This is a genomic window from Aliidiomarina sp. (assembly GCF_022565475.1).
In the GTDB taxonomy this organism is placed as follows: Bacteria; Pseudomonadota; Gammaproteobacteria; order Enterobacterales; family Alteromonadaceae; genus Aliidiomarina.
In genome coordinates, this window is record NZ_JAIUMR010000004.1 from 47,357 (window position 1) to 73,573 (window position 26,217).

The window sequence follows — 26,217 nt, forward strand, 5'->3', positions numbered from 1 at the left end:
AATGAGTGCGGAAATTCTAATTAATGTGACCCCGAGTGAAACCCGCGTCGCCCTCGTTGAAAACGGAATCCTGCAAGAAGTGCACATCGAGCGCCAAGCGCGTCGGGGTCTGGTTGGTAATGTTTATGTTGGCAAAGTGAGTCGTGTGCTACCTGGCATGCAAGCTGCGTTTGTCGATATTGGACTCGAAAAAGCGGCGTTCTTGCATGCGTCCGATATTATTACCCATATTGAAAATGTTGAAGAGCTCGACCGTGATCAGTTGCCTCCTGCGGATATCTCGCAGCTCGTGCGTCAAGGCCAGCACATTATGGTGCAAGTGGTGAAAGACCCGCTCGGTACGAAAGGCGCACGTTTAACCACAGATATTACCATTCCGTCACGTTATTTAGTGTTAATGCCACGTTCGAAACATGTTGGCGTCTCGCAACGCATTGAAAGTGAAAGCGAGCGCGACCGTTTGCGGACGATTGTTGAAGGGTGTTGTGACGACGATATCGGTTTCATTGTCCGCACCGCCGCTGAGGGCAGTGCCAGCGAAGAGCTCGAGCAGGATGCACAGTTTCTCAAGCGCTTATGGAGCAAAATACAGGAACGGAAAAAGAAGAACTCAAAAGGCGGCATGCTTTATGAGGACTTAAATCTTGCTGCACGTGTATTGCGTGATTTTGTCGGCGTTGAATTGGAACGAATTCGGGTGGATTCGCGTCTAAGCTTTCAACAGTTACAGGAATTTGTGGGTGAGTTCGTTCCGCAATTGACCGATCGTCTGGAATCGTACGAAGGCGAACGCCCGATTTTTGATTTGTTTGATGTCGAGAATGAAATTCAACGCGCGCTCGATCGTCGTGTTCAGCTGAAGTCTGGTGGCTCTTTGGTGATTGATCAAACTGAGGCAATGACCACGATTGATATTAATACCGGGGCTTTTGTTGGTCACCGTAATCTCGAAGACACGATTTTTAATACCAACACTGAAGCGACTCAGGCGATTGCTCGACAACTGCGCTTGCGCAATTTAGGCGGGATTATCATTATCGACTTTATCGATATGCAGAATGAAGACCACAAACGGCGAGTGTTGCATAGTCTTGAGCTGGCGTTGGCCAAAGATCGGGCGAAAACGAGTATTAGTGGGTTCACCTCGTTAGGATTAGTGGAGCTCACGCGTAAGCGCACACGTGAAAGCCTTGAACACGTACTTTCGTCGGAATGTCCGGTATGTAAAGGCCGCGGCTCGATGAAAACAGTTGAAACTGTCTGTTTCGAGGTCATGCGCGAGATCGTTCGAGTCAATCGGGCCTATGCGGCGGACAAATTTGTTGTGTATGCGTCAGCGGCCGTGTCAGAGCGACTGTTGAACGAGGAATCGCAAGCGCTGGCGGAACTTGAAGTGTTTGTTGGTAAACAAATAAGTATTCAAGTTGAACCTTTATACCATCAAGAGCAATTTGATGTGGTGATGATGTAGTGACGATAAGTAAGGTAGTGCATTATCTGATTCGTAAACTTTGGCTTACAATCGGAGTCCTTTTAGTAATTGCAGCGGTACTACTGAGTTTGGTCCGCTATGCTTTGCCGTACACGGAACGTTATCACGACGAATTAGCGACATATTTAAGTGAACAGCTTGACTACCAAGTGAGTTTTGCCAGCCTTCGCGCTGACTGGGTAAGCTCTGGTCCGACGCTAGTGATTGAAGAGCTTAACTTAAGTCCAAACGCTGACGATAGCGTCAATTTACACGTTGCCGAAGCCCGTGTCGGTGTTAACTTCTGGCAAAGCCTGTGGCATTGGGAACTGCAGTTTAATCACTTCTCAGCCAGCGGTGCTGAGGTCGATATTCATGTGCAGGGCGACAACGATGTGCATGATACCAACGCCACCCAAGACTTTCTCGAAAGTCTGTTTTTGCGGCAACTTGATCGATTTCAATTGCGCGATATTTTGTTACGCGTGTATCTCTATGAGCAAGCACCCCGTGAAATATTTATTAACACCCTGAGCTGGCAGCAACATGGTCACATGCGCCAAGCAACGGGTAGCTTCCGTGTTCCTGACGTCACCCGTAATTCGCTCGATTTCATTCTCAATGTCGAAGGCGATCGTTTTGCTACTGCACGTGGCAGTATCTATGTCGACGCACAGAATCTCGACATTACGCCGTGGATTCAGCAATTAACCACAACCGCGCGATTCACCCGCGCTGAATTTAACCTGCAAGGCTGGCTAGACTTTAATCAAGGTCAGTTTGGCAACGGCCAATTGCATTTTAATCGTAATGTTGTAAGTTGGCGCCGGCATGGTGAAGAGCATTTTCTTACTACGCAACCGACGTCGTGGGTGTTGGTGCCCCAAGATACGGGCTGGCTATTGAACAGTCAGCCCCTCGAAGTTCGCTTGGATGATCGCTCTTGGCTGCTCGATAAAGTCATCTGGGAATATGCTGAAGGCACCCATACATGGAATGCCGGTAATATTGAGCTGATTGATTTTAGTCCGCTTTGGAGCATGTTTGGTGCTCCAGGCGAAGTCCTTGCAGAATGGTCGGAGGGTTTGGCAACTCGTGGGGTCATTCGTGATTTGCAGGTCCGTTTTAGTCCCGAGCAGAACTGGCAATTTTATGCGCAAGCCGATGAACTCGACTGGCAACCACATCGGGGGGTGCCGGGGATTTCAGGTTTGCAATTGGAAGTTTGGAGTACGCCTAACCGAGGTAATTTCGCTGTTGGTGGCAATGAAGTCCGTTTAAATTCACCGGCGACCTATAATGACGACAAGGCCCTGACTGAACTCGACATTCGCGGTGGCTGGTTGCAAACCAATGGTGATTGGGTGTTTGACATCGACAGTGCCACTTTTGGTCTTCCGGGTGCAGAGATTCAGCAACGCTTGCGCGTCAGCGGTGGACAACAGGATGATGTCACCATGGACTGGCTTGTGGTTGGCGGCAGTCATGGCATGGCGGTCCTTGATGTTATTACGCTACTACCCTTACAAATGGGCGAGAATCTGGGTAATTACCTCACTGAGTCACTCTTGCACGGTGAAGTGGATGATTTGCGCATGGTGTGGCGGGGGCCGATCAACGGATTCCCGTATGATGCCGGCGAAGGTGTCTTTCAAGCGCAAGTGCAAATTAATCAACTCGGCTACAAGTTTCAGCAAAACTGGCCGGCTATTTTTGGAGCCCGGGCTGACGTTCGCTTTGTCGATCAACAGCTTGAAATTCGTACGAACGGGGGTGAAATTGCCGGTATTCCGCTGGATAACGTGGCAGGCGTGATCAGCCAAGTTATTGGTCCGGAAGCGCCGCACCTTCACATCAAGACAAGTGTCACTGCCGAACCGCAGGCTCTACATGACCTGTTTGTGATGAGCCCGTTGGCGAATTCGGTGGCTGCGACCCTGAAGCAAGTGCAACTGCAAGATCACATCAACGGCTCATTCACATTGGATGTACCGTTAGAACCAGATGCGCAGGTTGCGGCCGTTGGTGAAGTTCAATTGGACGGTCAGTCCATTTATCTTACTGCTGTCGACATGTGGCTGAATGATATTCAAGGCGCATTAACCTTTCATAACGACGAAATTCATTTCTCGACGCCGTCCGCACAATTGTTCGGGCAGCCGGTGGCAATTGAATTACAGGGAGAGTCGGTTGACGGCCGCTATGAAATTCAATCTCAACTACGGGGTCGCTGGAATTTCCCCGAGCTCGCCGAGCGTTATCACACCTTCCCACTCTTGCCACGGTTAGCTGGCGATATGCCTTGGGATGCAGAGTTTACCCTTGGCCTTGGTGACACATTAACGTTGGCGCTGAACCTAGACGGTGATTTAGCCGAGAGTGTATTTGATCTGCCTGAACCAATTGCCCATCAACACGGCAATAATCGTAGCGCAAACTTAGTCTTGACTATTGACGGTGATGATCTTCGCGCGACCGCGCAAATTGCCGATGTCATTCAAGCCCGTGCCGAAATGGTGTTAGGCAGTGGTGGTCTACATGCATTGGAATTGCAGCTGGGCGAGAGCTCTTATCCGGTCGCCGTTCGGCCTGATGATGGTTTTCATATTTATGCTGGTTTCGCACAAACAGACTTAGCACAATGGTTGCCGTTGATAGGTGAGCTCTATGTAGACTCTGATGCGCAAATTGCCGAATTAAACGAGCCGCAGCGTGCTCTAGTACCGCCACTGTCTCAAATTGACGGTCGTGTCGAGACATTAAGCTGGTTTGGGCAAGCATTTCCAAATAGCGAAATTCGCGGTCGCAGTGTTGATAACGGTTGGCAAGTCGACTTAAACGCTGACAATACGAGAACGCGCGTTGATTGGAATGTATCTACACCCGGTCAACTTACCATTGGTGCTGACTTTCTCTATTTACAGGCGGCGACCATTGCTGAAAACGACGAAATTGGCGATGAAGAACCGCAACCAAGCAACCCTGAACTACTCGATAATTTACCGCCGATTGCATTTAGTTGTCGTGTTTGCCGCTTTGAAGATCGTGACTTAGGTGAGGTGCGTTTGCGTTTACGGTCGGATTTAGGGCAACAAATTGAACGCGTTGAAATGCGTCGCGGGCGCACGGTTTTGACGGCGAGTGGCGGCTGGATGCACGATGACGGTGAGAATCTAGCGACCTTTATTCAAGGAAATCTCAACTCGAATAATATCGGCTCTTATTTGTCTGATCTAGGCTTTAGTTCGATCGTTCGTGACTCTGACTTGCAGCTGCGTTACGCATTAAATTGGCCTGGTCTGCCGACTGATTTTGATCGTGAACGCTTAAGTGGTGAAGTTGAGTGGCTGCTTGGTGCGGGCTATTTGCGCGATGTACCAGATGCCGCCCGGGTTTTTTCGGTTTTGAGTCTCGAAAGTGTGATTCGTAAATTGACACTCGATTTCCGTGACATTTTTGCGCGTGGTATGTTTTATTCGTCATTTGGTGGTACGTTGCAACTGAACGACGGGGTCGTGAGTACCAATAATACGCGGATGAATGGGGCCGCTGGTGATATGACGGTCGCTGGAACCACCAACTTAAGTACGGAAGCGATTCATTACCAATTAACCTATGTGCCCAAGGTCACGTCGAGTATTCCAGTTTTATTGGCCTTTATGGTCAACCCACCCAGCGGCTTAGCGGCCTTGTTAATTGATCGCATGTTGCATGATGCGCAGGTTATTAGCCGATTGCAGTATGAAATTACAGGCACGATGAGCGAGCCGGTGGTCAATGAAGTCAGTCGCGACAGCAAAGAAGTAGAGCTGCCAGAAATGGCTGAGGATGTATTACCGCGAGAATTGCCCGCTAAAACTGAAGCTGAAATCGAGCGCCAACAGGAAAATCGAGAGGATAACCATGGCTCAGATTAGTTTATTGCAATGGACCTCACGTCGTGATTGGTCGGCCAATAAGGATTTCATCGAACAGCAACTTGAACAACTCAAGGGCGTTGAGAAGCCGCACTTGGTGATCCTGCCCGAGGCATTTTCCCGTTTTGGTGCCGGTGAATCGGCTCAAGGTCGCTTTGCTGAAACGTTTGGACAAGGTGAAGTGCAATCCTTCATCAGCGAATGCGCAGCGAAGTATCAGGTTTGGATTCTTGCTGGAACCCTGCCGATTGATGAGGGCGAGCGCTATGCCGCAGCATCGCTCTTGTTTGACGATCAGGGCAAGCTGCACGCCAGGTATGATAAAATCCATTTGTTTGATGCTGATGTCGATGACGAGACGAAAAGTTATCGCGAGTCAAAGTATACGCGCCCCGGAAAAGAGTTAGTGGTGGTGGAAACACCATTCGGCCGACTCGGTCTGGCAGTCTGTTATGATTTGCGTTTCCCCGAACAGTTTCGGGCGTTGCGCCAACAAGGCGCTGAGTTAATTGCATTGCCCTCGGCGTTTACCAAAGTAACCGGCGCTGCCCATTGGCAAGCCTTAATTCAAGCTCGAGCGATAGAGAATCAAGTCTACCTGCTGGCGCCTAATCAAACGGGTCGTCATGACGACGGCCGAGAAACATGGGGGCATTCCATGGTGGTCGACCCTTGGGGTCGGGTCGTTGCTGAGCTTGATCGGGAACCGGGAAGCTTAACCATTCAAGCCGATTTAGAAGAACTTCATGCACTGCGTCAACGGATGCGAGTGCAACAACACAATCAATTTGAGGTGCGTTTCATTGAAGATACCAACGCCAGTCGCTGAACAGTTGTTGGCTCCGGGGCAACTCGATGAGTCTATGTTACAGCAGTGCCTGCATGATTTAGCCGGTGCGCGGATCGATTATGCCGACATCTATTTGCAAAGTAGTAGCCATGAGGCTTGGGTACTGGAAGATAGTATTGTCAAAAGTGGCAGTTTTAGTATTGAAAGTGGTTTAGGTATTCGCGCGATTAGTGGCGAGAAAACCGGCTTTGCCTATGCAGACAGTATTGATCCAGCCGCGCTGACGCGAGCGGCACAGGCAGCGAAAGGTATTGCCGACCAAGGCGGCGACGGAAAAGCGAAAGTCTTAACGACCGTGACGACGCATGATTTGTATCAACCGGAAAACCCACTCTCCAGTCTCAGCGAAAGTAAAAAAATAGCCTTGCTACAGGCGATGGATAAACATGCGCGCAAGGCCGATCCACGCATTAAAGAAGTGACGGTTAGCCTCACGGGCGTATATGAGCATATCCTAGTAGCGGCAACTGACGGTACTTTAGCAACCGATATTCGCCCCCTAGTGCGTTTGAATTGTAGCGTGCTCGCGGAGCAAAACGGGCGGCGTGAGCGTGGTTCTTCCGGCGGCGGCGGCCGCGTCAATTATCATTATTTCTTTGAGCCAGTCTGGCTTGATGCGAACGAGGCCAATAGCGAGCAGCCGCGGTATTTGAGCTTTGTGGATGAAGCCGTGCGGCAAGCCTTGATTATGCTTGAAGCGAAACCAGCACCAGCTGGAACTATGCCAGTTGTGCTCGGTAACGGTTGGCCAGGTGTGTTGCTTCATGAAGCTGTAGGGCATGGGCTGGAAGGGGATTTCAACCGGAAAGGTTCGTCAGCGTATGCCGGCCGGATTGGTGAACAGGTGGCCGCGAAAGGTTGTACCATTGTCGATGACGGCACCCTCGCGAATCGCCGAGGCTCACTGCAGGTCGACGACGAAGGTACGCCAACACAGCATAATGTTTTGATCGAGGACGGTCGTCTGGTTGGCTATATGCAGGACAAGTTGAATGCTCGGTTGATGGGAGTGGCGCCGACCGGAAATGGCCGTCGCGAGTCCTATGCACACTTGCCCATGCCACGCATGACGAATACCTATATGCTCGCTGGCGAGCATCATCCCGATGAAATGATAGCGTCGGTAAAACGTGGAATCTATGCGCCGCAGTTTAGTGGTGGCCAAGTCGATATCACCTCCGGCAAGTTCGTGTTTTCCGCGTCAGAAGCCTATCTCATTGAGGATGGCAAATTAACCGCGCCACTGAAAGGTGCGACACTGATCGGCAATGGCCCGGAAGCGATGGCACGAGTTTCTATGGTCGGGAATGACTTGGCATTAGATACAGGCATTGGTGTTTGCGGTAAAGACGGTCAAAGCGTACCGGTTGGCGTCGGCCAACCGACGTTGAAGATTGATGCAATGACGGTTGGTGGTACGGAATGAAGCAGCGAAGCCGGGTGGCCTCGCCGCTGGTTGGGTTACTCGGCAACTGAGCGAATATATTTAAAGAGAGCGCGTGCGGCAGCCGGTGGTTTGTTCTGCTCTTGTTCTTTTTTGGCTTGTCGTACCCAGTTCCGTAATTGTTGACGGTCAGCAGTTGGATATTGGTCGATAAAGGCTTGAATGCCATCATCGCCAGAACTCAGAATGCGTTCGCGCCATTGCTCGAGTGCATGGAAATGGGCGGCTTCGTAGAGTGCACGGTTTTCGATTTTATCAATGGCGCTCAATAGTGCGTCGGTGTCGCGTTGCCGTAACAGCTTGGCTAAAAACTGAAGTTGACGGCGATAGCCTTCGCGCTTGTTGGAAATTTTTTGCGCAAGTTTAACGGCAGCGTGTAACTCATCATCCAGCGGTAGTTGTTTGAGAGTGTTACTGCCCATATTCACCAGTTTCACGCCGAGGTCGTGCATTGCTGCCGCTTCGCGCTTTAATTGTGTTTTGCTGACATCGTCAGCGGATAGGAATTCATCCTGATCGTCGTATTGCATGAGCGTATCCACATAGTCATTCATTACGACTAGTTTATCAGGAACTGCGCCGCCGTGGTATCGGTGCGCAGTTCTAAGAAAAAGGCGATTTCATGACTGAAGAAGTAAAATTGGCAACAATGACTGCGAAAGAGCAGCTACAACCGGATTTAGACCGTGCAGTGACCGCGGTCGAGGAAGCTTTAGCGCAGGCAAAAAAGGCTGGCGCGAGTGCTGCCGAGTGTGCGATTTCTCATAGCCGTGGCTTGAGTGTATCGACGCGCCTGGCCGAAGTCGAAACCGTGGAATTTAATCAGGACGGCTCGCTCGGTATCACCGTCTACCGGCGACACAAAGATGGCTCGCAGAGTAAGGGAAGTGCAAGTACTTCGGATCTTTCGCCGCAAGCGATTCACGCAACTGTTGAAAAGGCCGATGCGATTGCGCGCTGGACTGAAGCAGACCCGGCAGCCGGCCTCGCTGACCGCGAGCTCATGGCGTTTGGTTATAAGGACCCGAGTTTATTTTATCCAGCACCACAATCGCCAGAGCATGCTGCCGAAGTTGCCTTGGCGTGTGAGCAAACGATGCTCAATACGGATCCGCGTATTGTGAATTCCGATGGTGCGCATTACAGCAGTCACTGCGGCTTCCGTGTCTATGGTAACAGCCATGACTTCTTAGGCCATTACATGAGCTCGCGCCAGAGTTTGAGCTGTATGCCCATTGCCAAAGAAGGTGACGCGATGGAGCGCGACTATGCCTACACGATCGCCCGTGACCCAAGCCAACTCCTTGCTCCAGACGCAGTTGCACGCGAGGCTGTGGCGAATACCGTGGCTCGCCTCGGCGCTCGCTCGATTGCCACCTGCTCGGTGCCGGTAATTTTCCATCGTGATCTCGCGCATCACCTTTTCGGTCAGTTTGCAGGTGCAATTAGCGGCGGCAATTTGTATCGGAAAAGTACGTTTTTACTCGACCATTTAGGCAAGCAAGTTTTTCCAACCTGGTTAAATATTCATGAAGATCCATTATTGGCGGGCGGCTTGGCCAGTAGCCCATTTGACCATGAAGGGGTTCGCACACAGGCGCGCGATATCGTCAACGATGGTGTTGTAAGTAGCTACTTACTTACAAGCTATGCGGCAAGAAAGCTGGGGATGCAGAGTACGGGCCATGCTGGCGGTATTCACAACTGGTCTATTCGCGCCGATCAAAAGCATACAACCGCTGGACTTGACGCTTTATGTCAGCAAATGGGGACGGGTTTGTTAGTGACGGAACTCATGGGGCAGGGTGTCAATTTGGTGACCGGTGACTATAGCCGCGGCGCAGCCGGTTTTTGGGTTGAAAATGGTGAAATTCAATTCCCCGTGACGGAAGTGACAGTTGCTGGAAACTTGCGTGATCTATTTGCCAATATCGTCGCGATTGGTGACGATGTCGATCCTCGTCATGGCGTGTTGACCGGTTCGGTACTGGTCGAAAAGATGAAAGTGGCGGGACAATAAGTCTTGTTTCGGGATAGCTCTGCATATGCAGAGCTATTCTCGACACAGACGATTACTCGTCTTCGTCAAAGCGGTCGTGAATCAGCTGGGTAATCGCGTCCAGTGCGAGCTCTGCATCGGGACCTACCGCTTTAACCTGAATTTCTTTGCCTTGCTGACTAGCGAGAAGCATTAATCCCATAACACTGCTCGCATCGACAGACTTTTCACCTTGACCAATCGTAACCTTAGCATCAAATTGACTAGCAAGTTTTGCCAGCTTTGTTGCTGCACGGGCATGCAGTCCAAGCTTATTACGGATCAGAACATTTCGGCAGACTTCGGTCATGCTTTTTTCCGATCCAGTTCACGGTGTTTAACCCGGATATTCGGGTGCTGATCTTTCAACAAGGCGGCCAAGGTTTCAGCAATGTAAACCGAGCGATGCTGTCCGCCGGTGCAGCCGACAGCCACCGTTAAATAACTGCGGTTACTGCGTTGGAAATAGGGTAGCCACGTACTGATAAATGTCTCGGTTTGATGAATAAACTTGGTGACTAATGGCTGTTGGCTCAAATAGTGTTGGACTGGCGCATCAAGCCCAGTAAACGGTCGTAGTTCAGGTTCCCAATGCGGGTTCGGCAAAATTCGAGCGTCAAAGACAGTGTCGGCCGTCGTGGGTAAGCCGTGCTTGAAGCCAAACGACATGAGTACGAGTATTAACTGATTTTGCGTACGACCGAGCACGCGTTCATTGACCTGTTCAATCAGTTCGTGAACACTCATGTCGCTGCTGTCTAAACGCCACGTCGCCATGGCCGCCAATGGCTCAATAATTTTACCTTCCGTTGCAATCGCATCGGCCAATGTGGCCTGATTGCGCGAAAGGGGATGCATCCGACGCGTTTCACCGTAGCGGCGGATCAGAACTTCATCATTCGCATCAATAAACAGCACTTCGGCTTTTACCTCGTTCGGCAAAAAGTCGAGACTTTCATTTAAATCTTTAATATCGGCTTCAAGGTTACGTACATCAATGCTAATTGCGATATTCTCAAAGCGCCCAGTCACCGTATGCACCAATGTCGGCAACAATGCGACCGGTAGGTTGTCAACGCAATAGAAGCCTAGGTCTTCGAGTGCTCGCAGCGCAATGGTTTTACCTGAACCCGAACGACCACTGACAATGATCAATTGCATTCTGCGGGATCCTGAGTCATCAACATATGTAAGTCTGCGTCATCTTTGGCGTGGCGCAAGTTGCGGCAACATTCTTTGTTGTTGAGTCGCTCTGCGACCGCAGAAAGGGTTTTCAAATGAATTTCTGGATTGTCTTTCGGTACAAGCAGTGCAAAAACCAGATCAACCGGCTGATTGTCAATTGCGTCGAAATTAATCGGTTGTTCAAGGGTAATTAATGCGGCCACGGGTTGGCCGGCATTCTCTAGCCGGCCGTGTGGGATTGCAATGCCGAGACCAATCCCGGTACTGCCAAGACGTTCGCGTTGCAGTAGGCTATCAAAAATATCGCTTTTACTGACACCAGCGAGCTTGGGTGCAAGTAATTGACTGATATATTCTAACACGCGTTTTTTGCTGCTCTCGGCGACACGTACTCGTGTGCAGTCCGGGCTTAAGATCTCTTGGAGGTTCATAGCCTTAGTGTTTCTTCAACTTTTCTTTATGTTTAATCACTTGACGATCGAGCTTATCAATCAGAGCGTCGATGGCTGCATACATATCCTGATGCTCGGAAGTGGCAAACACTTCACCACCGTTCAGATGAACTGTAGCTTCCGCCTTTTGCATCAATTTTTCAACGTTTAAAATCACATGGACGTTGTTTATGTGGTCGAAGTGGCGCTCGAGTTTGGCGAATTTGGTATCGACATAGTCGCGCAGAGCTTCGGTGATATCGACATGATGACCAGTTAAATTAATTTGCATAGCACATCTTCCTTCTGTTGACGTGGTTAAAGTAGTGTCTTCCTTTGACTCGAAGGTGGGATATTTAAAGACTCCCGATACTTCGCAATCGTCCGTCTTGCTACCTGTATTCCCTGCTCCGCCAATAACGCAGCTAACTTGTTGTCGCTGAGTGGCTTCGCAGGATTTTCCGCTGCTACGAGTTTACGTAAGTGCGCCCTAATAGCAGTTGATGAAAAATCATCTCCACTTTCACTACTGACGTGGCTCGAGAAAAAATATTTCAGCTCGAAGACGCCACGTGGCGAGTGCATGAATTTTTGCGTAGTAACACGTGAAATTGTCGATTCATGCATCTCTATACTATCTGCGACATCGCTCAGAATCATTGGTTTCATTGCTTCTGGACCATGTTCAAAGAATGCCTGTTGTCGTTGCACGATACAATGGGCAACCTTCAATAAAGTTTCATTGCGGCTTTCAATACTTTTGATTAACCAGCGCGCGTCTTGTAAGTGTTGACGGATATATTGTGAATCGGCCTGGCTACATTGGCTTTGCGGTAGATCAGCATAGGCGCTATTGATGCGCAGTTTCGGTGCTGAGTCGGGGTTCAACTCAACCAGCCAGCGCCCATTTTGTTTGCGCACGAGGACGTCGGGAATAACGTAATCTGACTCATTCCCGGAAAAGCCTTCTCCCGGACGTGGATTCAAACCTTGCAGCAAGGTTAAGACTTCTTTTAATTTCGACTCGGGTAGTCGAGTACGCTTCGCTAAGGTGCGATAGTCGCGTTTGCCGAGTAATTCTAAGTGCTTGTTAACAATGAGTTTTGCCGAGCTTAATGCCGGTGTGTCGTTGGGTAGCTGATTTAACTGAATAAGTAAGCACTCACCAACAGTACGAGCGCCGACGCCGACGGGGTCGAAATGCTGAATCCGTTTCAAGGTTACGGCGACTTCGGCCACGGTAATATCGGCATCTTGCAGCTGCAATGACTGATGTAACTCTTCGATACTTTGTTGTAGATAGCCGCTTTCGTCAATCGCATCGATAATGGCTTCGGCGATAAACTCGTCGGTTTTGGTAAAGTGGGAAAGACGCATTTGCCAGCGTAAATAATCTTGCAAGCTTTCGGTGGTTTCGCCTTGGTAAATGTAATCTTCTTCGTTGGGACTTCCTGCGCTGCTTCCTGCGCCCGCCGAAATACGACTGTCCCAGTTGCTGTTGTCGTCTTCTCTTTCAGGTTCGGGAAGTTCGAGCAACGGATTAGCTTCAAGCGCTTCTTGCACCTCTTGCTGTAACTCCAAAGAGGATAACTGCAGCAAGCGAATCGCTTGTTGCAGTTGTGGAGTCATGGTCAGATTTTGACTAAATTTGAGTTGCAGACCTTGTTTCATGAATGCTTTAAAGCTTCCTTATAACCCAGCTACGTTGGCGTCGTTTCGAGCCCATACCTATATCATTGGTCTTTTTGTGGAAATTACAAGGAGAATTGGTCACCAAGATAGACTTCTTTCACCGTTTCATTTGCAAGAATTTCTTGCGCATTGCCGCTGGCTATCATTTCTCCGTGACTGACAATATAGGCAATCTCGCACACAGACAGGGTTTCACGCACATTGTGATCGGTAATCAGTACACCAATGCCACGCTCGCTGAGTTGTTGGATAATTTTTTTAATATCAAGGACGGAAATTGGGTCAACACCGGCAAAGGGCTCATCAAGCAAAATGAACTTGGGTTCTGCGGCCAGTGCACGTGCAATCTCGACTCGTCGCCGTTCACCACCGGATAAACTCATGCCAAGACTATTGACGATATGGCCAATATGAAAATCGTTAATCAAGGCGTCAAACTTTTCTTCACGCTGTGCGGCGTTTAAGTCCTTGCGGGTTTCTAGAATCGCCATAATGTTGTCGCGAACGGTTAACTTGCGAAAAACCGAGGCTTCTTGCGGAAGGTAACCAATGCCTTTGCGGGCGCGGGCATGCATGGGTAATAGCGTAATGTCTTCGTCGTCGAGTTTGATATTGCCTTTATCATTGTTGACTAAACCGACGACCATGTAGAACGTCGTTGTCTTGCCCGCTCCATTCGGGCCGAGAAGGCCAACGATTTGACCCGCATTAACACTCAAACTGACATCTTTAACGACGGTCCGGCCTTTATAAGCCTTGGCCAAATGCTCGACACGTAAGGTGCTCATAATGACGGTAACCCATTCGGTAATTCATTCGGTTGCTCAGGTTGATTCTGCCGTGGCCGCGGCCGCAAGATCGTTTCCACTTGCTCAGTTTCATCGCCACTTTCAGAAATCACTTGTTGCAATTCAATGTTGTACGTTATTCGATTCGCCCTCACCATGCTGCCATCTTGGCGCAATTCAGCGAGTCGACTTAGCGTCAGTGTGCGCTCAGTGGCATTGTATTCAATTAAATTCGCTTGCGCTTCGACGATTACGCCGGGTTCAATTTCTTGCTGATAGGTTGCAGGAGAACCACGTAAAATGAACATCTGGGTTTCACCTTCGCGTTCTTCAAAGCCGGTCGCCTCTAACTCGTCAGCAGTAATTTTTAGCGTACCCTGAGTGATGCGAACATTGCCCGTTGCGCGATAAATGTTGGCAGCAAGATCAATAAAATCGTTCTCGGCCAAAATCCGGATCGGCTCATTAAAATCACGTTGTAAAGGCGATAGCTGCTCTTGTGCGACGGCTACGCTTGAGCAGAGCAGCGCACTAAGGGCGAATGTGACGGGGATAATAAATCGTTTCAACATGATTAATAATTTCCAATTGCTGAGCTTCAAGGTTAACACGCATGCCGACACCTTCAACATTAAACTGCGGACCTCGAAGCGTCACTGCCTGATCAGTTTGCATGATTCCAGTTTGCAAATCGATTTCTAGGTAGTCGGTTCTGATTTCTTCAATATAACCGATACCGGAGCGATTCACGATAGACACGTTATCGATAAGCTCCAAGCGCTCGTCTTCAAAAAAGCGCCCATGACGTGCGCTAATTTCCCAAACTGCGCCTGTTTCTTGAATATTGACACTGTGTTCGGATAAAAAAGTTGTATAAACCGGCTGTTCTAACTCGGTCAATCGAATGGTACTAAAATGTGCCATGCGTTCGGCTTGAATTTGGTGCGCCAACCGACCATCGGACTCGAAAACTCGCGTGGACAATCCGAACGCGGTGAAGTCAGGGATCAACTGACTATCGCTGCTGTCGATCACGATTGGCTCTTCACGATCAAAGGAATACCAGAGCAAGCCAGCACTCACACAGGCAAAGAGGACAAGCAGAACGAGCGAACGTTTGTTCATGTGCTGCTCTCATGAACTTGGTGTAACAACCCCTGGCTTAATAAAATCAGATCGGCGACTTCGCGAACAGCGCCAAAGCCGCCGCGTTGCTGAGTAACATAATCCGCTTGTTGTTGCAGAAACGGGTGACCATCATAGACGGTTAGAGCAAGACCGGAGGCTTGTAGCATGGGTAAATCCGGTAAATCATCACCGATACTGGCAGTTTCGTTGTCGCTGACACCACAGGCGTCTTGAATCGCGCGAAAAGCCTCCATTTTATCGTGTTGGCCTTGGTAAATATGGGGAACGCCAAGTGCTTGCATGCGATCGGCGACGATCTGCGACTGCCGACCGGTAATCACCGCGACTTGAATTCCGGCAGTCAACAGTGCCTTCACGCCTAAGCCATCGCGGGTGTGAAAGGCTTTGAGTTCTTCGCCTTGATTACCAAGGTAAATTCGGCCGTCGGAAAAAACGCCATCGACGTCACAGACTAAGAGTTTAATTGCAGCGAACTTGGTCATTACGTCTTGATGAATATCGCCATACCATGTTGAGGTGTACTGATGTTCCATTAGATGACTCCCGCGCGCAGTAAGTCATGCATATTGAAGACACCAACCACTTGGTGTGTCTTATTGACTGCAATCAGACCGTTAATTTTTTTGTTTTCCATCACTTTTAGCGCCTCTGCGGCCAAGGTTTCTGGGCTTGTGGTGGTGCAATGTCGGGTCATGGTTGCGGAAATTGGGGTGCTGTGAATGTCGACACGCTGGTCGAGAATTCGGCGTAAATCACCGTCGGTAAAGATACCTAACAGCTGGTCGTTGTCGTCGACAATGGTGGTCATGCCCAAACCTTTGCGTGAAATCTCGAGCAAAGCTTCGGTAATAATCGCGCTTTCCCGAACTTTCGGGATGCGGTCGCCGCTGTGCATAATGTCGCTGACTCGGAGTAACAACCGGCGACCGAGGCTGCCGCCTGGATGCGACAAAGCAAAATCATCAGCGGTAAAGCCGCGTGCATGCAATAAGGCGACAGCAAGCGCATCACCCATGACGAGCGTTGCAGTGGTGCTTGCGGTGGGGGCTAACCCGAGCGGGCAGGCCTCTTCGGCAACACCGACATAAAGGTGCACGTCAGCCAGTGTTGCGAGTGTCGATTCAGGTTTTCCGGTCATGGCAATGAGTGGCACACCAAGGCGTTTAATCACCGGTAAAATGCTTAATACCTCATGGGTTTCACCCGAATTGGAAATCGCAATCACGGTGTCTTGTGCCGTGATCATGCCCAGATCGCCATGACTAGCTTCGCCAGGGTGAACAAAAAAAGCAGGTGTTCCGGTACTCGCAAGTGTCGCTGCTATTTTGCCGCCAATGTGCCCTGATTTGCCCATGCCGGTCACAACAACACGGCCCTGACAACGGATGAGCTGTTGACAGGCGTTATGGAAAGACGTGTCGATCGATTGATATAAGCCGTCAATTGCCGCTTTCTCGATATCGAGAACGCGTTGACCCTGGGCGATAAAGTCACTTGCAACAAGTGCCGAATCGTCAGGCTGATGACGAGTTGACTCAGTCATAGTAGTCAAATCCTTGTTTTTGCCGATGTGCGGAACTAAATCGCACATTCCTAGCCAGAAACCTTATAAGCCAATTTTGCAAAAGTATATCACCGACAACCTAGAATAGGTACGGGTGGCAAGAAAACGAACGATGCGGCCAAAGGCAAATGCAGCACGACGGGTGCGACAGTTTGTGCATTGTCGGTCGGTTTGCAAATTGATAAATTGAGCGTTAGTTAACTAAATAGTCGGTTTAGTCAGTGTAAAGGTTTAAGTAACCATGAATGAAGTAAAGAAAACATCACGCGGCGGACGTCCAAGCAAACGGGATTTTATTCTTGCGCAAGCAGAGCTTTTAGTCCGCGACCGAGGAGCATCGCAATTGACCTTTGATGCTTTAACGGAGCAAACAGGGATCAGTAAGGGTGGTTTGCTTTATCACTTTGAGAGCAAAGAGGCACTCATCGTCGCGATGCTTGAGCGTTATATTGGTCAGCGCCAGCAGCGCACGGCCAATGTGTTGGCCGCAAAACCTGAATTGAATGACATGGTCGATGGTTATTTGCTGGCGATGTTGGAAGCGGAAATTACTGAGCCACAGGAAATGTTAGCGGTGGATAGTGCGATTGTTGCCGCGATTGCGTCGAATCCAGATCTATTGGAGCCCGTTCGGCAACGTAATGTTGAACTATGGGCGGGCCTTGACCAAGCGCAAGCGGGCGCAACTCAAGCTCGAATTGCTTGGAAGGCGGTAGTCGGTCATCGACTGTTGAAACAATTTGGTTTGTTGATTGAAAGCGACGAGCAAACCGATGCCTTTATTGCTGAAGTAACCGCCATGGTGACCCCAAGCGCAAAAACCGACACGGAAAATAGCGTCTTTGGTTAATCTTAATGTGTCAGTTTCGCGTTTCTACAATGTAGAATGAAAGTAGCCCTTCGGGGCTATTTTTGTATCAGTGATTTCCGTAGCCGTGGAAACGAAAACAATGCTAAGATGTCCGGCCTTTTTGACGATACGGAATTGAACCATTTTGGTTTCCGTATGGATAGAAAAGATCTGTGAGCATTTCGCCGCGTCGCTGCAGAAGCGGTGGCAAGAATCTCGAGAAGAGGCATGCAGTGAAAAACTTAGTTGAATTACATGATGTGCATTTTAGTCGCGGTGATACCTCGATTTACGAGGGCGTGAGCCTCGTGGTCCCGGAAGGTAAAGTGACCGCGATTATGGGCCCTAGTGGCTGCGGTAAAACCACGCTGCTGCGCTTGATCGGCGGTCAGTTACGACCAAGTAGTGGCCAGGTTCAATTTGCGGGCCATGAGATTAATAAGCTCGGACGTGGTCCTCTTTATGAAGTGCGTAAACGCATGAGCATGTTATTCCAAAGCGGTGCCTTGTTCAGTGATATGACCGTCTTCGATAATGTCGCCTTCCCGATTCGTGAACACACTGATTTACCCGAGAATATCGTCGCCACTGTGGTCAAGATGAAACTTGATTCGGTGGGTCTGCGTGGTGCTGCCCATCTTTTCCCGTCTGAATTATCGGGCGGTATGGCGCGTCGCGCTGCGCTTGCGCGTTCTATCGCACTCGATCCTGAATTAATCATGTACGACGAACCCTTTGCCGGCCAAGATCCTATCTCGATGGGCATGCTGGTGAAATTGATTCGTTCATTGAATCGAACCTTGGGGCTGACCTCGATTGTGGTTTCCCATGACATTCATGAAGTGATGAGTATTGCCGACCATGTGTGCATCATGGCGAACAAACGCATTGTCGCGCAAGGCTCACCGCAGCAGCTTGAGCAAGAAGGCAATGAACTGGTTCAGCAGTTTTTACATGGTGAGCCAGATGGCCCGGTACCATTCCATTACCCTGCGAAAAATTATGCGGATGACTTACTTGGCAAAGGAGCTGGACAATGAAGCTACTGGTCAATTTGGGGCGGGACACCTTGAATGTCTTGCGCGGCATGGGCAACGCTACGATCATGCTGTTTCAAGCGCTCGTCGGTAAACCGCAACCGCTAAAAATGTTTCCACTGTTAATGCGTCAATTGTATGTCGTTGGCGTGCAATCGATGCTGATTATTTTGGTGTCTGGTCTTTTTATCGGCATGGTTTTGGGCTTACAAGGCTATACCATATTGGTCGATTTTGGCGCTGAACAAGCGCTGGGACCAATGGTCGCCTTAAGTTTGTTACGTGAACTAGGGCCGGTCGTTACCGCCTTGCTCTTTGCTGGCCGCGCTGGGTCCGCACTGACCGCTGAAATCGGTCTGATGCGCGCAACCGAGCAACTGTCCAGCTTAGAAATGATGGCGGTTGATCCGCTGCGCCGGGTGATAGCCCCCCGTTTCTGGGCAGGCTTTATCAGCATGCCGTTGCTTGCCTTCATGTTTAGCGCTATTGGTATTTACGGCGGTTTTGTCGTTGGTGTGCAGTGGCTCGGCGTGGATGACGGCGCATTCTGGTCAGTCATGCAAGCAAGCGTGGAATGGCGCTATGACATCATGAATGGTTTTATTAAAAGTTTAGTGTTTGCTTTTGTGGTGACATGGATTGCGCTTTACAAAGGCTACACCGCGGTACCGACATCGCCTGGAATTAGTGCAGCGACCACACAAACAGTGGTGTATAGCTCACTTGCGGTGCTTGGGTTGGATTTTGTTTTGACTGCTTTAATGTTTGGGTGATTTATGGAAGCTCGTAAAATAGAGTTACTCGTCGGTGTATTTATTACCGCTGCGATTGCAGCATTGGTGTTTTTGGCATTACAAGTCGCGAATACAACTGGTTCGCTGCGAGGTGAAACCTATACCTTGTATGCCAAATTCGACAATATCGGCGGCTTAAAAGTGCGTTCACCGGTGAAAGTCGGTGGTGTAGTTGTCGGTCGAGTCAGTAACATCACGTTAGACCGTGAGTATTTTGAACCCGTGGTCGAAATGAAAATCAGTAAGCAGTTTGTCGGCTTTCCTGACACCAGCACCGCCTCAATCCTGACCTCTGGGTTGCTCGGTGAGCAATACATTGGTCTCGAGCCCGGCTTTATGGACGAAGGCATAATGACACTCGAAGACGGTGATGAAATTTTCATGACTAATTCGGCCATGGTGTTAGAAAACTTGATTGGCCAGTTCTTATTTAGCCAAGGCAATGATTAAGTCAACGACTAAGGCGAGGGTAGGGTATGAATAGCCTCAGTTTTACCCAAGAGAAAAACCAAGTGGTTGTACGTGGGCTGCTTGACCGCGATCATGTCGGCGCAGCCTGGCAAAGTCGGCAGGACTGGTTAAGTGGCAGTGGCGATGTGTCGGTTGACCTGCAAGGTGTAGAGAAAGTTGATTCTGCTGGTTTAGCAATGCTTATTCAAGTCAAAGCAGAGTTGCTCCAGCAAGGTCGCGAATTGGCTTTACACAATGTAAACACTCAGCTTCGACAGTTTGCTGAGGTCAGTGGCGTAACCGAGCTACTTTCGTTAAGCTAAGCGCCATCCTTCTCTAAAAATGTGGGAAAAGTCATGGATCCTAAAGATATTGAGGTTCGCTTAAAAGACGCGATTGACCTCACTGAAGTGCACGTTACTGGCGAGAATAGTCACTACCAAGTGATTGCTGTGGGTGAAGTTTTTGCTGATTTGTCACGAGTAAAACAGCAACAACTAATTTACGCTCCGCTACAAGACAAGATTGCTGACGGCAGTATTCACGCGCTCACGATTAAAGCCTACACGCCGGAAAAATGGCGGCGTGAAAAACTACTGAACATGCCAGGTTAATGCTCGGTCATCCTGTTTAGTACCGTTCCTATAGTAAGATGAGTGCAAAGAAATGGAAAAATTAGTCGTCACCGGTGGTACTCGCTTACGCGGTGAAGTTCGAATCTCTGGCGCCAAAAACGCGGCATTACCAATCTTGTTAGCGGCTATCCTCGCTGACAGCCCAGTGCGTATCCGTAACGTACCGCGGTTACAAGATGTAGAAACCTCTTTGGCGTTATTGGGCAAATTAGGCATCCCGCATCAGCGTGAAAGCGATTGCACCTATGTGATCACGCCGCCAGCCGAGCACGGTCATGTTGCACCCTACGAGCTGGTGAAAACGATGCGTGCCTCGATTCTGGTACTCGGACCTTTGCTCGCTAAATGCGGACATGCGGAAGTTTCTTTGCCGGGTGGCTGCGCGATTGGTGCGCGCCCAGTCAATCTGCACATTGAAGGCATGCGTCAAATGGGTGCAACGATCATAGTTGAGAATGGTTACATTAAAGCGCATGTTCCTGCAGAGTTAGGTGGTCGTTTACAAGGTGCGCACATCCTCATGGATACCGTCAGCGTTACCGGAACCGAAAACTTAATGGCAGCGGCGGTTCTAGCGCAAGGTGAAACCATTATTGAAAACGCTGCACGCGAACCTGAAGTGATTGACCTGGCGAACTTCTTGATTCATCTTGGTGCAAAAATTAGTGGTGCTGGAACCGACACCATTCGCATTCAAGGCGTGGAGCGATTGCAGGGTGGTGATTATCAAGTCATGCCCGACCGAATTGAAACCGGTACATTCTTGGTTGCCGCTTTGGCAACTCAAGGTGAAATTACGTGTACCAATACCAACCCAGACTTTCTTGACGCGGTACTAAAAAAGCTGACCGAAGCCGGGGCTGAAATTACGCGCGGTAGTGACTGGATTCGTCTGAAAAGTAATGGTCGTCCACGCGCAGTCAATATTGTCACGGCGCCGCATCCGGCATTCCCAACTGATATGCAAGCGCAGTTCATCGCGCTGAATGCGATTGCGGAAGGGACTGGTCGTGTGCGCGAAACCATTTTCGAAAATCGTTTTATGCATGTCCCTGAACTACGTCGAATGGGCGCGAATATTGAGCTTGAGGGCAATACAGCGATCTCAACAGGTGTCGATAAATTGACCGGCGCGCAAGTGATGTGTACGGATTTACGGGCTTCCGCTTCGTTAGTCATCGCTGGTCTCGTTGCAGAAGGTGTGACGGAAGTGGAGCGGGTTTACCACATCGACCGCGGTTATGAGTCTATCGAAGAGAAGCTTTCGAGTTTGGGAGCACAGATCAAGCGGGAACAGATGTGTCCAACACGGATTGAGAAAACCAACGATTAACGCAGTTGCTCAATGACCACGTCAGTTTCAAGTTGTTCTTCGCCTCGGTAAAAACGAATATTCAAACGTGTACCGGGGCGCGCTTCAGCGACCAAATCTAATCCTTGGTTGACCGAGGTCACCGCTTGTCCAGCGATTTCAAAAATAAAATCCCCTGGGCGTAAACCCGCCCGCCAAGCGGGGCCTCGTTCGTCAACTTCGTCGATCCGTAGCCCTCGGGTCGAAAAATCATCACGATAATATTGCCCTGCGGTGATGCCGAGATAACCGCGGGTCACCACGCCTTCGCTAATGAGCTGCTGCATAATACGTTCTGCGAGCGGATAGGAAAGGGCAAAATAAATCCCTTGTGAACCACGATTACTGAACTCAGATTGATATGAGGCGCTGGCAATACCAACTAATTCGCCGCGGCTGTTGACCAGCGCACCACCTGAATTTCCTTCATTGATGGCTGCATCCATTTGAATAAACTCGGCATAACCGCTGCCGAGGCTGATACGCCCGGTTGCCGAGATGATGCCTTGTGTGACGGTTTGACCGAGATTATAGGGGTTCCCGATGGCGAGGACGACGTCGCCGGGTCGTGGCTCATAATCCGGGTTGACCGGAATGACCGGCAGATTGCCTGCATCAATACGCAAGACAGCGAGATCCGTGAGCAGGTCGCTACCGACGAGTTGAGCGCCGAAAATACGTCCGTCCTGAAGTGCAACTTGAATTTCATCGACGTCTTGGACCACGTGCAAGGCGGTGAGGATAAAGCCACGCGGATCCATGATAATCCCGGATCCTAAGCGCATAACCGTGGTTGGACGTGAACTGAAACGTGCTTCGCGGACAGATTGAGTCGTGTAAATATTAACGACAGCCGGTGCGGCGTGTTCAAAGGCACTTGAAAAACTTATTAAATCGGAGCTGACAATGGCCGTGCGCGGTTGTGGTGATTGTTCTCGAAAGTGCAGGAAAGCCAGAACCAGTGCAGCCACGACTAAGCCTAACAGTGCCGGTTTAAAGAGGTACTGATAGAAAAAGCGAGCAATGTTAGTCACGGAGCTGCGTTTTTGCTGCATGGGTAAGCTTTATAAACCGTATGCGAGTCAATGAATTAAGCAATAGTAACACTAAAGATTCATTCTCGATAGTCATCTCCAGCGGATTAAAAAGCGACAAGCAAAAGCCCCTGCGTGTTAGGCAGGGGCTTTCGAGTTTTGTGGTCTGATTAATTTTGCAGCACTAAATAAAGTTGTGTATTACCGCGACGAAGGTTCAGTGCAATCACGCCGCGACTATTTTGAATCGCTTCTTGGAGGTCACGATTACTGCTTACAGGCTGTCGATTAACCGCCAAAATAACGTCGTTTTCGCGCAAGCCAATGCGCTCTGCAGGCGAGCCACTTTCCACGCTCGTCACACGAATGCCTTGACGGTCATCGCTGGTCAATTCGGCGCCTTGCAACCCCGGATGGACGGAGGCAGCCTCAATTTGGTCGGCGACTCGCTTTTCAAGTTCGACTTCGATTTGGCGTTCATCGCCGTCACGGAGGATGGTCAATGTTACCGTGCGACCGGCACCAATGGTACCGACTTTGGCCGCCAATTCAGCGAAAGATAAAACTGGGGTGCCGTCGATGGCGAGAATAACATCACCAGCTTGAATGCCCGCTTTCGCAGCAGCGCCGTCTTCAACAACTTCGCTCACCCACGCGCCTTGCGTGCGGTCGAGTCCGAGTGCATCGGCTAGCTCTTGATTCAAGTTTCCGCCACGCACGCCGAGTACACCGCGACGAATTTCGCCGAACTCGATGATCTGGTCAACGAGGTTCTTCATCATGTTGGCTGGAATCGCGAAACCAATACCAATATTTCCGCCACCACTGCCTAAAATCGCTGTATTGATGCCAATGAGATTACCATGTAAGTCGACTAGGGCACCGCCGGAGTTGCCGCTATTAATCGCTGCATCGGTTTGTATGAAGTTTTCTAAGCGGTCAATACCCAAGCCACTGCGGCCGAGCGCAGACACAATTCCCGACGTCACGGTTTGACCAAGGCCGAACGGGTTACCGATGGCAACTACGAAGTCACCAACGCGAAGTTGATCGGAATTCCCAATGGCAACCTCAGTTAGGTTTCGCGGATTCTCAAGTTGTAACAGGGCGATATCAGACTCTTCGTCACGCCCTAAAACTTTCGCTGTAAATTGACGACCGTCTTTTAAGGTAACGGTGATGTCGGTCGCATCATTGATGACATGACTATTGGTCACGACATAGCCGTTTTCAGCATCGATAATGACCCCAGATCCAAGCCCCTGAAATGGCTGTTCGCGAACTTCTTCACGGGGGGCGTTGGGCCCAAAAAAGAAGCGAAATGCCTCCGGCAAACGCTGGCGCGTGACCCGTTTACCTTGCACGGAGATGTTGACAACTGCAGGCGTGACCTCTTCAAGCATCGGCGCAAGCGTTGGTACACCGCGCTCATCCGTGGCAGCAGCAGGGAAGCTTGCTGTTGCTGGGGCCAAAGTAAATCCTTGTAAGGTAAGAATGACAACCGCGATCGCTGCGGTGGAAAGACTTAAGAGTTTTTTCATCTGTTCTACTCCGATTTAACATCCTGACACTCAGGGCGTTGCAGGCGACTGCTGAGCAGGCAGCAGGACCACACACCATACAGTTAGCACTGACCGTCGAAAGTAGAAATAAGTTCGCCATTGCGCGATTTCAAGTTGAAATTTCACGATAAGCGGACAAAAAAAAGCGCAGCTTAAGGCTGCGCTTGGTGTGTTGTATTGAATTGAATGTTAACTTTCTTTTTCGGTTTTCACTGGTGTGAAAAGGCCGCTGCCCGGCTCCGAGTAATCTCGTGGCATCTCGACACCGTCATCTAATTCGGAGTCTTCACGGCGCTCTTTGTTGAGGATGTTCGATTGCCGAATTGAACGCATGGTATCTTCAGAAAAGAATGGCAGGGTTTGCTGCCAATCCTTTTCCTGCTCGAGCAGATTCTGACTGTCTTGCAAGAAAAGGTTCAGGCGATGCTGAATATCCGTCACTTCCGAGGCGAGTTGGCGCGCGGTGGTGAGTTGCTCGACGACATCTTTGCGATAGGCAGTAAAATGCTCGCGCGTGGCGTCCACTTCAGCTTTAAGTTGTGCGGATTCACCGGTTTGACTCAAGTAAAAGCGGGCGATGAAAAAACCAATGATCGCACCGGCAATGAGTAACAGAATTCCAAGTAGCCAATCCATAATTTCATTCCTCAACAGTATGAAGGCATTCGATCGCAACAAGTGTGATCTAATTTCGGACTTAATGGTATCATGTTTACATTCGAACAGAAGTCAGATGTCAGGCAAAATTGTGGCAAAAAACGGAAATAATCAATTGCACTCAATCACAACGACTCCATGGGAAGCTTATCAAGCGGATTTAGAACGCAGTGATTTTCATCCTGACGCGGCGCAAGAGAAGGCGGTGCAACATTTGCAGCGGCTGTACGATGACTTGCTCAAGGCGCCGAAAAAGCGGGGTCTGAAGAAGTTGTTACCGTCAACGTTGAAGAAAACCAAGACAAACCCAATCAAGGGTCTTTATTTTTGGGGAGGGGTTGGCCGCGGGAAAACCTATCTCGTCGATACGTTCTTCAATGCGTTACCCTTTGAAGACAAGTGGCGGGTCCATTTTCATCGTTTTATGCACCGGATTCACCAAGAACTTCAAGAGCTCAAAGGAACCTCGGATCCACTGCCACAAATCGCCCAAAAGATAGCCAAAGAAGCGCGAGTGATTTGTTTTGACGAATTTTATGTACAAGACATCACTGACGCCATGATTTTGGCAACCTTGTTGGATGCCTTGTTCAAGAATAATGTGGTTCTTGTCGCAACGTCGAATATTGTACCAGACGATCTTTATAAAAACGGTCTGCAACGTGCACGTTTCATCCCCGCGATTGAACTCATCAATCAACATTGTGAAATCGTCAATGTCGACGGCGGTGTTGACTATCGCTTGCGGACATTAAAACAAGCGGAAATCTTTCACGCGCCGTTGGATGAGCAAGCCGATAAAAACTTAGTGAAGTATTTCCACCAACTGGCGCCCGATCACACGGCGCATAAATGTGACGAACCGATTACCATCAACGGTCGCCCGATTCATGTGCGCTGTGAAGCGGATGATGTTGCCTTTTTCGACTTCAAAGCCTTGTGCGACAGCCCGCGGAGCCAGAACGATTATATTGAACTTGCCCGGCTCTATCATGCAGTGTTAGTCAGTAATGTGCCGCAAATGGGGCGTGACAAAGACGATGCTGCACGACGCTTCATCGCCTTGGTCGACGAATTTTATGAGCACAAGGTCAAGCTGATTTTGTCGGCGGAAGTTCCACTCAACGAGCTCTATACCGGTGGTGGTTTGAGTTTTGAGTTTCGCCGTTGTTTGAGTCGTTTGCAGGAAATGCAGTCACATGAGTATTTAGGCTTAGAGCACTTACCCTGAGGCTTAAAAAAACACCACTTTACGTTGCGTTTAAAAGCCTGCCTGTATATAATGTCGGCCGCCCACGTTACCTACCCCGGTTTTGAC

Annotated in this window: 27 protein-coding genes; 13 read left to right on the forward strand and 14 right to left on the reverse strand. The window is 49.7% G+C overall.

What is annotated here, in order from left to right:
* Window position 1: 1 nt before the first annotated feature.
* Genes rng through tldD form a run of 4 tightly spaced genes read left to right on the forward strand, consistent with a single transcriptional unit; the run spans window position 2 to window position 7,664 of the window.
* Window positions 2-1,471: a ribonuclease G gene (gene rng / locus LAT77_RS04915; RefSeq protein ID WP_290563446.1), complete on the forward strand. Its 1,470-nt coding sequence runs from the start codon at window positions 2-4 to the stop codon at window positions 1,469-1,471.
* Entirely contained in the window at window positions 1,471-5,388 is a 3,918-nt protein-coding gene (locus LAT77_RS04920; protein WP_290563447.1) for a YhdP family protein, read from the forward strand. Before rng ends, LAT77_RS04920 begins: the two co-directional genes overlap by 1 nt.
* Window positions 5,375-6,217 carry a carbon-nitrogen hydrolase family protein gene (locus LAT77_RS04925; protein WP_290563448.1) on the forward strand — a complete coding sequence of 281 codons (843 nt, stop codon included), beginning with the start codon at window positions 5,375-5,377 and terminating at the stop codon, window positions 6,215-6,217. The genes LAT77_RS04920 and LAT77_RS04925 overlap by 14 nt, the downstream gene beginning before the upstream one ends.
* A gap of 34 nt (window positions 6,218-6,251) precedes the next feature.
* Window positions 6,252-7,664, forward strand: coding sequence for a metalloprotease TldD (gene tldD, locus LAT77_RS04930; protein WP_290563582.1), 1,413 nt, complete (start codon window positions 6,252-6,254; stop codon window positions 7,662-7,664).
* A 35-nt stretch (window positions 7,665-7,699) separates the two neighbouring features.
* On the opposite strand, the gene yjgA is transcribed toward tldD, so the two are convergent.
* Window positions 7,700-8,212: a ribosome biogenesis factor YjgA gene (gene yjgA / locus LAT77_RS04935; protein WP_290563449.1), complete on the reverse strand. Its 513-nt coding sequence runs from the start codon at window positions 8,210-8,212 to the stop codon at window positions 7,700-7,702.
* A 119-nt stretch (window positions 8,213-8,331) separates the two neighbouring features.
* Between yjgA and pmbA the strand changes: the two genes are divergently transcribed.
* Complete coding sequence (pmbA, locus tag LAT77_RS04940) at window positions 8,332-9,702, forward strand: metalloprotease PmbA (protein WP_290563583.1); 1,371 nt, start codon at window positions 8,332-8,334, stop codon at window positions 9,700-9,702.
* A 52-nt stretch (window positions 9,703-9,754) separates the two neighbouring features.
* Here pmbA and LAT77_RS04945 read toward each other — a convergent pair whose 3' ends face one another.
* The 10 genes from LAT77_RS04945 to LAT77_RS04990 form a co-directional block, all read right to left on the reverse strand.
* On the reverse strand, window positions 9,755-10,030 hold the full coding sequence (locus tag LAT77_RS04945; RefSeq protein ID WP_290563450.1) for an HPr family phosphocarrier protein: 276 nt from the start codon (window positions 10,028-10,030) through the stop codon (window positions 9,755-9,757).
* Window positions 10,027-10,881 (reverse strand): RNase adapter RapZ, encoded by an 855-nt coding sequence (rapZ, locus tag LAT77_RS04950; protein ID WP_290563451.1) that lies wholly within the window; start codon window positions 10,879-10,881, stop codon window positions 10,027-10,029. Before rapZ ends, LAT77_RS04945 begins: the two co-directional genes overlap by 4 nt.
* On the reverse strand, window positions 10,872-11,336 hold the full coding sequence (ptsN, locus tag LAT77_RS04955; RefSeq protein WP_290563452.1) for a PTS IIA-like nitrogen regulatory protein PtsN: 465 nt from the start codon (window positions 11,334-11,336) through the stop codon (window positions 10,872-10,874). The genes rapZ and ptsN overlap by 10 nt, the downstream gene beginning before the upstream one ends.
* A gap of 4 nt (window positions 11,337-11,340) precedes the next feature.
* On the reverse strand, window positions 11,341-11,628 hold the full coding sequence (gene hpf, locus LAT77_RS04960; RefSeq protein WP_290563453.1) for a ribosome hibernation promoting factor: 288 nt from the start codon (window positions 11,626-11,628) through the stop codon (window positions 11,341-11,343).
* Window positions 11,629-11,654: 26 nt separating this feature from the next.
* Window positions 11,655-13,007, reverse strand: coding sequence for an RNA polymerase factor sigma-54 (locus LAT77_RS04965; protein WP_290563454.1), 1,353 nt, complete (start codon window positions 13,005-13,007; stop codon window positions 11,655-11,657).
* An 83-nt stretch (window positions 13,008-13,090) separates the two neighbouring features.
* Window positions 13,091-13,816, reverse strand: a complete 726-nt coding sequence (gene lptB / locus LAT77_RS04970; protein ID WP_290563455.1) for an LPS export ABC transporter ATP-binding protein — start codon at window positions 13,814-13,816, stop codon at window positions 13,091-13,093.
* Complete coding sequence (gene lptA, locus LAT77_RS04975) at window positions 13,813-14,388, reverse strand: lipopolysaccharide transport periplasmic protein LptA (protein WP_290563456.1); 576 nt, start codon at window positions 14,386-14,388, stop codon at window positions 13,813-13,815. The genes lptB and lptA overlap by 4 nt, the downstream gene beginning before the upstream one ends.
* Window positions 14,348-14,941 carry an LPS export ABC transporter periplasmic protein LptC gene (gene lptC / locus LAT77_RS04980; protein WP_290563457.1) on the reverse strand — a complete coding sequence of 198 codons (594 nt, stop codon included), beginning with the start codon at window positions 14,939-14,941 and terminating at the stop codon, window positions 14,348-14,350. The genes lptA and lptC overlap by 41 nt, the downstream gene beginning before the upstream one ends.
* Window positions 14,938-15,498: a 3-deoxy-manno-octulosonate-8-phosphatase KdsC gene (gene kdsC / locus LAT77_RS04985; protein ID WP_290563458.1), complete on the reverse strand. Its 561-nt coding sequence runs from the start codon at window positions 15,496-15,498 to the stop codon at window positions 14,938-14,940. The genes lptC and kdsC overlap by 4 nt, the downstream gene beginning before the upstream one ends.
* Window positions 15,498-16,508: a KpsF/GutQ family sugar-phosphate isomerase gene (locus LAT77_RS04990; RefSeq protein WP_290563459.1), complete on the reverse strand. Its 1,011-nt coding sequence runs from the start codon at window positions 16,506-16,508 to the stop codon at window positions 15,498-15,500. Before LAT77_RS04990 ends, kdsC begins: the two co-directional genes overlap by 1 nt.
* A gap of 262 nt (window positions 16,509-16,770) precedes the next feature.
* Here LAT77_RS04990 and LAT77_RS04995 point away from each other — a divergent pair, with 262 nt between their 5' ends.
* The 7 genes from LAT77_RS04995 to murA all read left to right on the forward strand — a co-directional run bounded on the left by LAT77_RS04995 (window position 16,771) and on the right by murA (window position 21,628).
* The gene (locus LAT77_RS04995) at window positions 16,771-17,379 is read left to right on the forward strand and encodes a TetR/AcrR family transcriptional regulator (RefSeq protein WP_290563460.1); all 609 of its coding nucleotides are present in this window, start codon (window positions 16,771-16,773) and stop codon (window positions 17,377-17,379) included.
* Window positions 17,380-17,612: 233 nt separating this feature from the next.
* The gene (locus LAT77_RS05000; RefSeq protein WP_290563461.1) at window positions 17,613-18,419 is read left to right on the forward strand and encodes an ATP-binding cassette domain-containing protein; all 807 of its coding nucleotides are present in this window, start codon (window positions 17,613-17,615) and stop codon (window positions 18,417-18,419) included.
* On the forward strand, window positions 18,416-19,189 hold the full coding sequence (mlaE, locus tag LAT77_RS05005; protein ID WP_290563462.1) for a lipid asymmetry maintenance ABC transporter permease subunit MlaE: 774 nt from the start codon (window positions 18,416-18,418) through the stop codon (window positions 19,187-19,189). The genes LAT77_RS05000 and mlaE overlap by 4 nt, the downstream gene beginning before the upstream one ends.
* Before the next feature lie 3 nt (window positions 19,190-19,192).
* A complete protein-coding gene (mlaD, locus tag LAT77_RS05010; protein WP_290563463.1) occupies window positions 19,193-19,660 on the forward strand; it encodes an outer membrane lipid asymmetry maintenance protein MlaD in 468 nt (155 codons plus the stop codon).
* 26 nt (window positions 19,661-19,686) lie between these two features.
* Window positions 19,687-19,983, forward strand: a complete 297-nt coding sequence (locus LAT77_RS05015) for an STAS domain-containing protein (protein WP_290563464.1) — start codon at window positions 19,687-19,689, stop codon at window positions 19,981-19,983.
* Window positions 19,984-20,016: 33 nt separating this feature from the next.
* Entirely contained in the window at window positions 20,017-20,274 is a 258-nt protein-coding gene (locus LAT77_RS05020) for a BolA family protein (protein WP_290563465.1), read from the forward strand.
* Between the two features lie 52 nt (window positions 20,275-20,326).
* Window positions 20,327-21,628, forward strand: coding sequence for a UDP-N-acetylglucosamine 1-carboxyvinyltransferase (gene murA, locus LAT77_RS05025; RefSeq protein WP_290563466.1), 1,302 nt, complete (start codon window positions 20,327-20,329; stop codon window positions 21,626-21,628).
* Here murA and LAT77_RS05030 read toward each other — a convergent pair.
* The 3 genes from LAT77_RS05030 to LAT77_RS05040 form a co-directional block, all read right to left on the reverse strand.
* Window positions 21,625-22,701 (reverse strand): trypsin-like peptidase domain-containing protein, encoded by a 1,077-nt coding sequence (locus LAT77_RS05030; protein ID WP_290563467.1) that lies wholly within the window; start codon window positions 22,699-22,701, stop codon window positions 21,625-21,627. The genes murA and LAT77_RS05030 overlap by 4 nt on opposite strands.
* A gap of 149 nt (window positions 22,702-22,850) precedes the next feature.
* Window positions 22,851-24,221 (reverse strand): DegQ family serine endoprotease, encoded by a 1,371-nt coding sequence (locus LAT77_RS05035; RefSeq protein ID WP_290563468.1) that lies wholly within the window; start codon window positions 24,219-24,221, stop codon window positions 22,851-22,853.
* Window positions 24,222-24,431: 210 nt separating this feature from the next.
* Entirely contained in the window at window positions 24,432-24,878 is a 447-nt protein-coding gene (locus LAT77_RS05040; RefSeq protein WP_290563469.1) for a DUF1043 family protein, read from the reverse strand.
* Between the two features lie 112 nt (window positions 24,879-24,990).
* On the opposite strand from LAT77_RS05040, the gene zapE reads away from it, so the two are divergent.
* A complete protein-coding gene (gene zapE / locus LAT77_RS05045) occupies window positions 24,991-26,130 on the forward strand; it encodes a cell division protein ZapE (protein WP_290563470.1) in 1,140 nt (379 codons plus the stop codon).
* Window positions 26,131-26,217: the final 87 nt, after the last annotated feature.

Bases quoted from the DNA above. Each gene is read 5' to 3' on its own strand.
- rng (WP_290563446.1), top strand. From the start codon at position 2: ATGAGTGCGGAAATTCTAATTAATGTGACCCCGAGTGAAACCCGCGTC.
- LAT77_RS04925 (WP_290563448.1), top strand. From the start codon at position 5,375: ATGGCTCAGATTAGTTTATTGCAATGGACCTCACGTCGTGATTGGTCG.
- tldD (WP_290563582.1), top strand. From the start codon at position 6,252: ATGTTACAGCAGTGCCTGCATGATTTAGCCGGTGCGCGGATCGATTAT.
- yjgA (WP_290563449.1), bottom strand. From the start codon at position 8,212: ATGCAATACGACGATCAGGATGAATTCCTATCCGCTGACGATGTCAGC.
- pmbA (WP_290563583.1), top strand. From the start codon at position 8,332: ATGACTGCGAAAGAGCAGCTACAACCGGATTTAGACCGTGCAGTGACC.
- LAT77_RS04945 (WP_290563450.1), bottom strand. From the start codon at position 10,030: ATGACCGAAGTCTGCCGAAATGTTCTGATCCGTAATAAGCTTGGACTG.
- rapZ (WP_290563451.1), bottom strand. From the start codon at position 10,881: ATGCAATTGATCATTGTCAGTGGTCGTTCGGGTTCAGGTAAAACCATT.
- ptsN (WP_290563452.1), bottom strand. From the start codon at position 11,336: ATGAACCTCCAAGAGATCTTAAGCCCGGACTGCACACGAGTACGTGTC.
- hpf (WP_290563453.1), bottom strand. From the start codon at position 11,628: ATGCAAATTAATTTAACTGGTCATCATGTCGATATCACCGAAGCTCTG.
- LAT77_RS04965 (WP_290563454.1), bottom strand. From the start codon at position 13,007: ATGAAACAAGGTCTGCAACTCAAATTTAGTCAAAATCTGACCATGACT.
- lptB (WP_290563455.1), bottom strand. From the start codon at position 13,816: ATGAGCACCTTACGTGTCGAGCATTTGGCCAAGGCTTATAAAGGCCGG.
- lptA (WP_290563456.1), bottom strand. From the start codon at position 14,388: ATGTTGAAACGATTTATTATCCCCGTCACATTCGCCCTTAGTGCGCTG.
- lptC (WP_290563457.1), bottom strand. From the start codon at position 14,941: ATGAACAAACGTTCGCTCGTTCTGCTTGTCCTCTTTGCCTGTGTGAGT.
- kdsC (WP_290563458.1), bottom strand. From the start codon at position 15,498: ATGGAACATCAGTACACCTCAACATGGTATGGCGATATTCATCAAGAC.
- LAT77_RS04990 (WP_290563459.1), bottom strand. From the start codon at position 16,508: ATGACTGAGTCAACTCGTCATCAGCCTGACGATTCGGCACTTGTTGCA.
- LAT77_RS04995 (WP_290563460.1), top strand. From the start codon at position 16,771: ATGAATGAAGTAAAGAAAACATCACGCGGCGGACGTCCAAGCAAACGG.
- mlaE (WP_290563462.1), top strand. From the start codon at position 18,416: ATGAAGCTACTGGTCAATTTGGGGCGGGACACCTTGAATGTCTTGCGC.
- mlaD (WP_290563463.1), top strand. From the start codon at position 19,193: ATGGAAGCTCGTAAAATAGAGTTACTCGTCGGTGTATTTATTACCGCT.
- LAT77_RS05015 (WP_290563464.1), top strand. From the start codon at position 19,687: ATGAATAGCCTCAGTTTTACCCAAGAGAAAAACCAAGTGGTTGTACGT.
- LAT77_RS05020 (WP_290563465.1), top strand. From the start codon at position 20,017: ATGGATCCTAAAGATATTGAGGTTCGCTTAAAAGACGCGATTGACCTC.
- murA (WP_290563466.1), top strand. From the start codon at position 20,327: ATGGAAAAATTAGTCGTCACCGGTGGTACTCGCTTACGCGGTGAAGTT.
- LAT77_RS05030 (WP_290563467.1), bottom strand. From the start codon at position 22,701: ATGCAGCAAAAACGCAGCTCCGTGACTAACATTGCTCGCTTTTTCTAT.
- LAT77_RS05035 (WP_290563468.1), bottom strand. From the start codon at position 24,221: ATGAAAAAACTCTTAAGTCTTTCCACCGCAGCGATCGCGGTTGTCATT.
- LAT77_RS05040 (WP_290563469.1), bottom strand. From the start codon at position 24,878: ATGGATTGGCTACTTGGAATTCTGTTACTCATTGCCGGTGCGATCATT.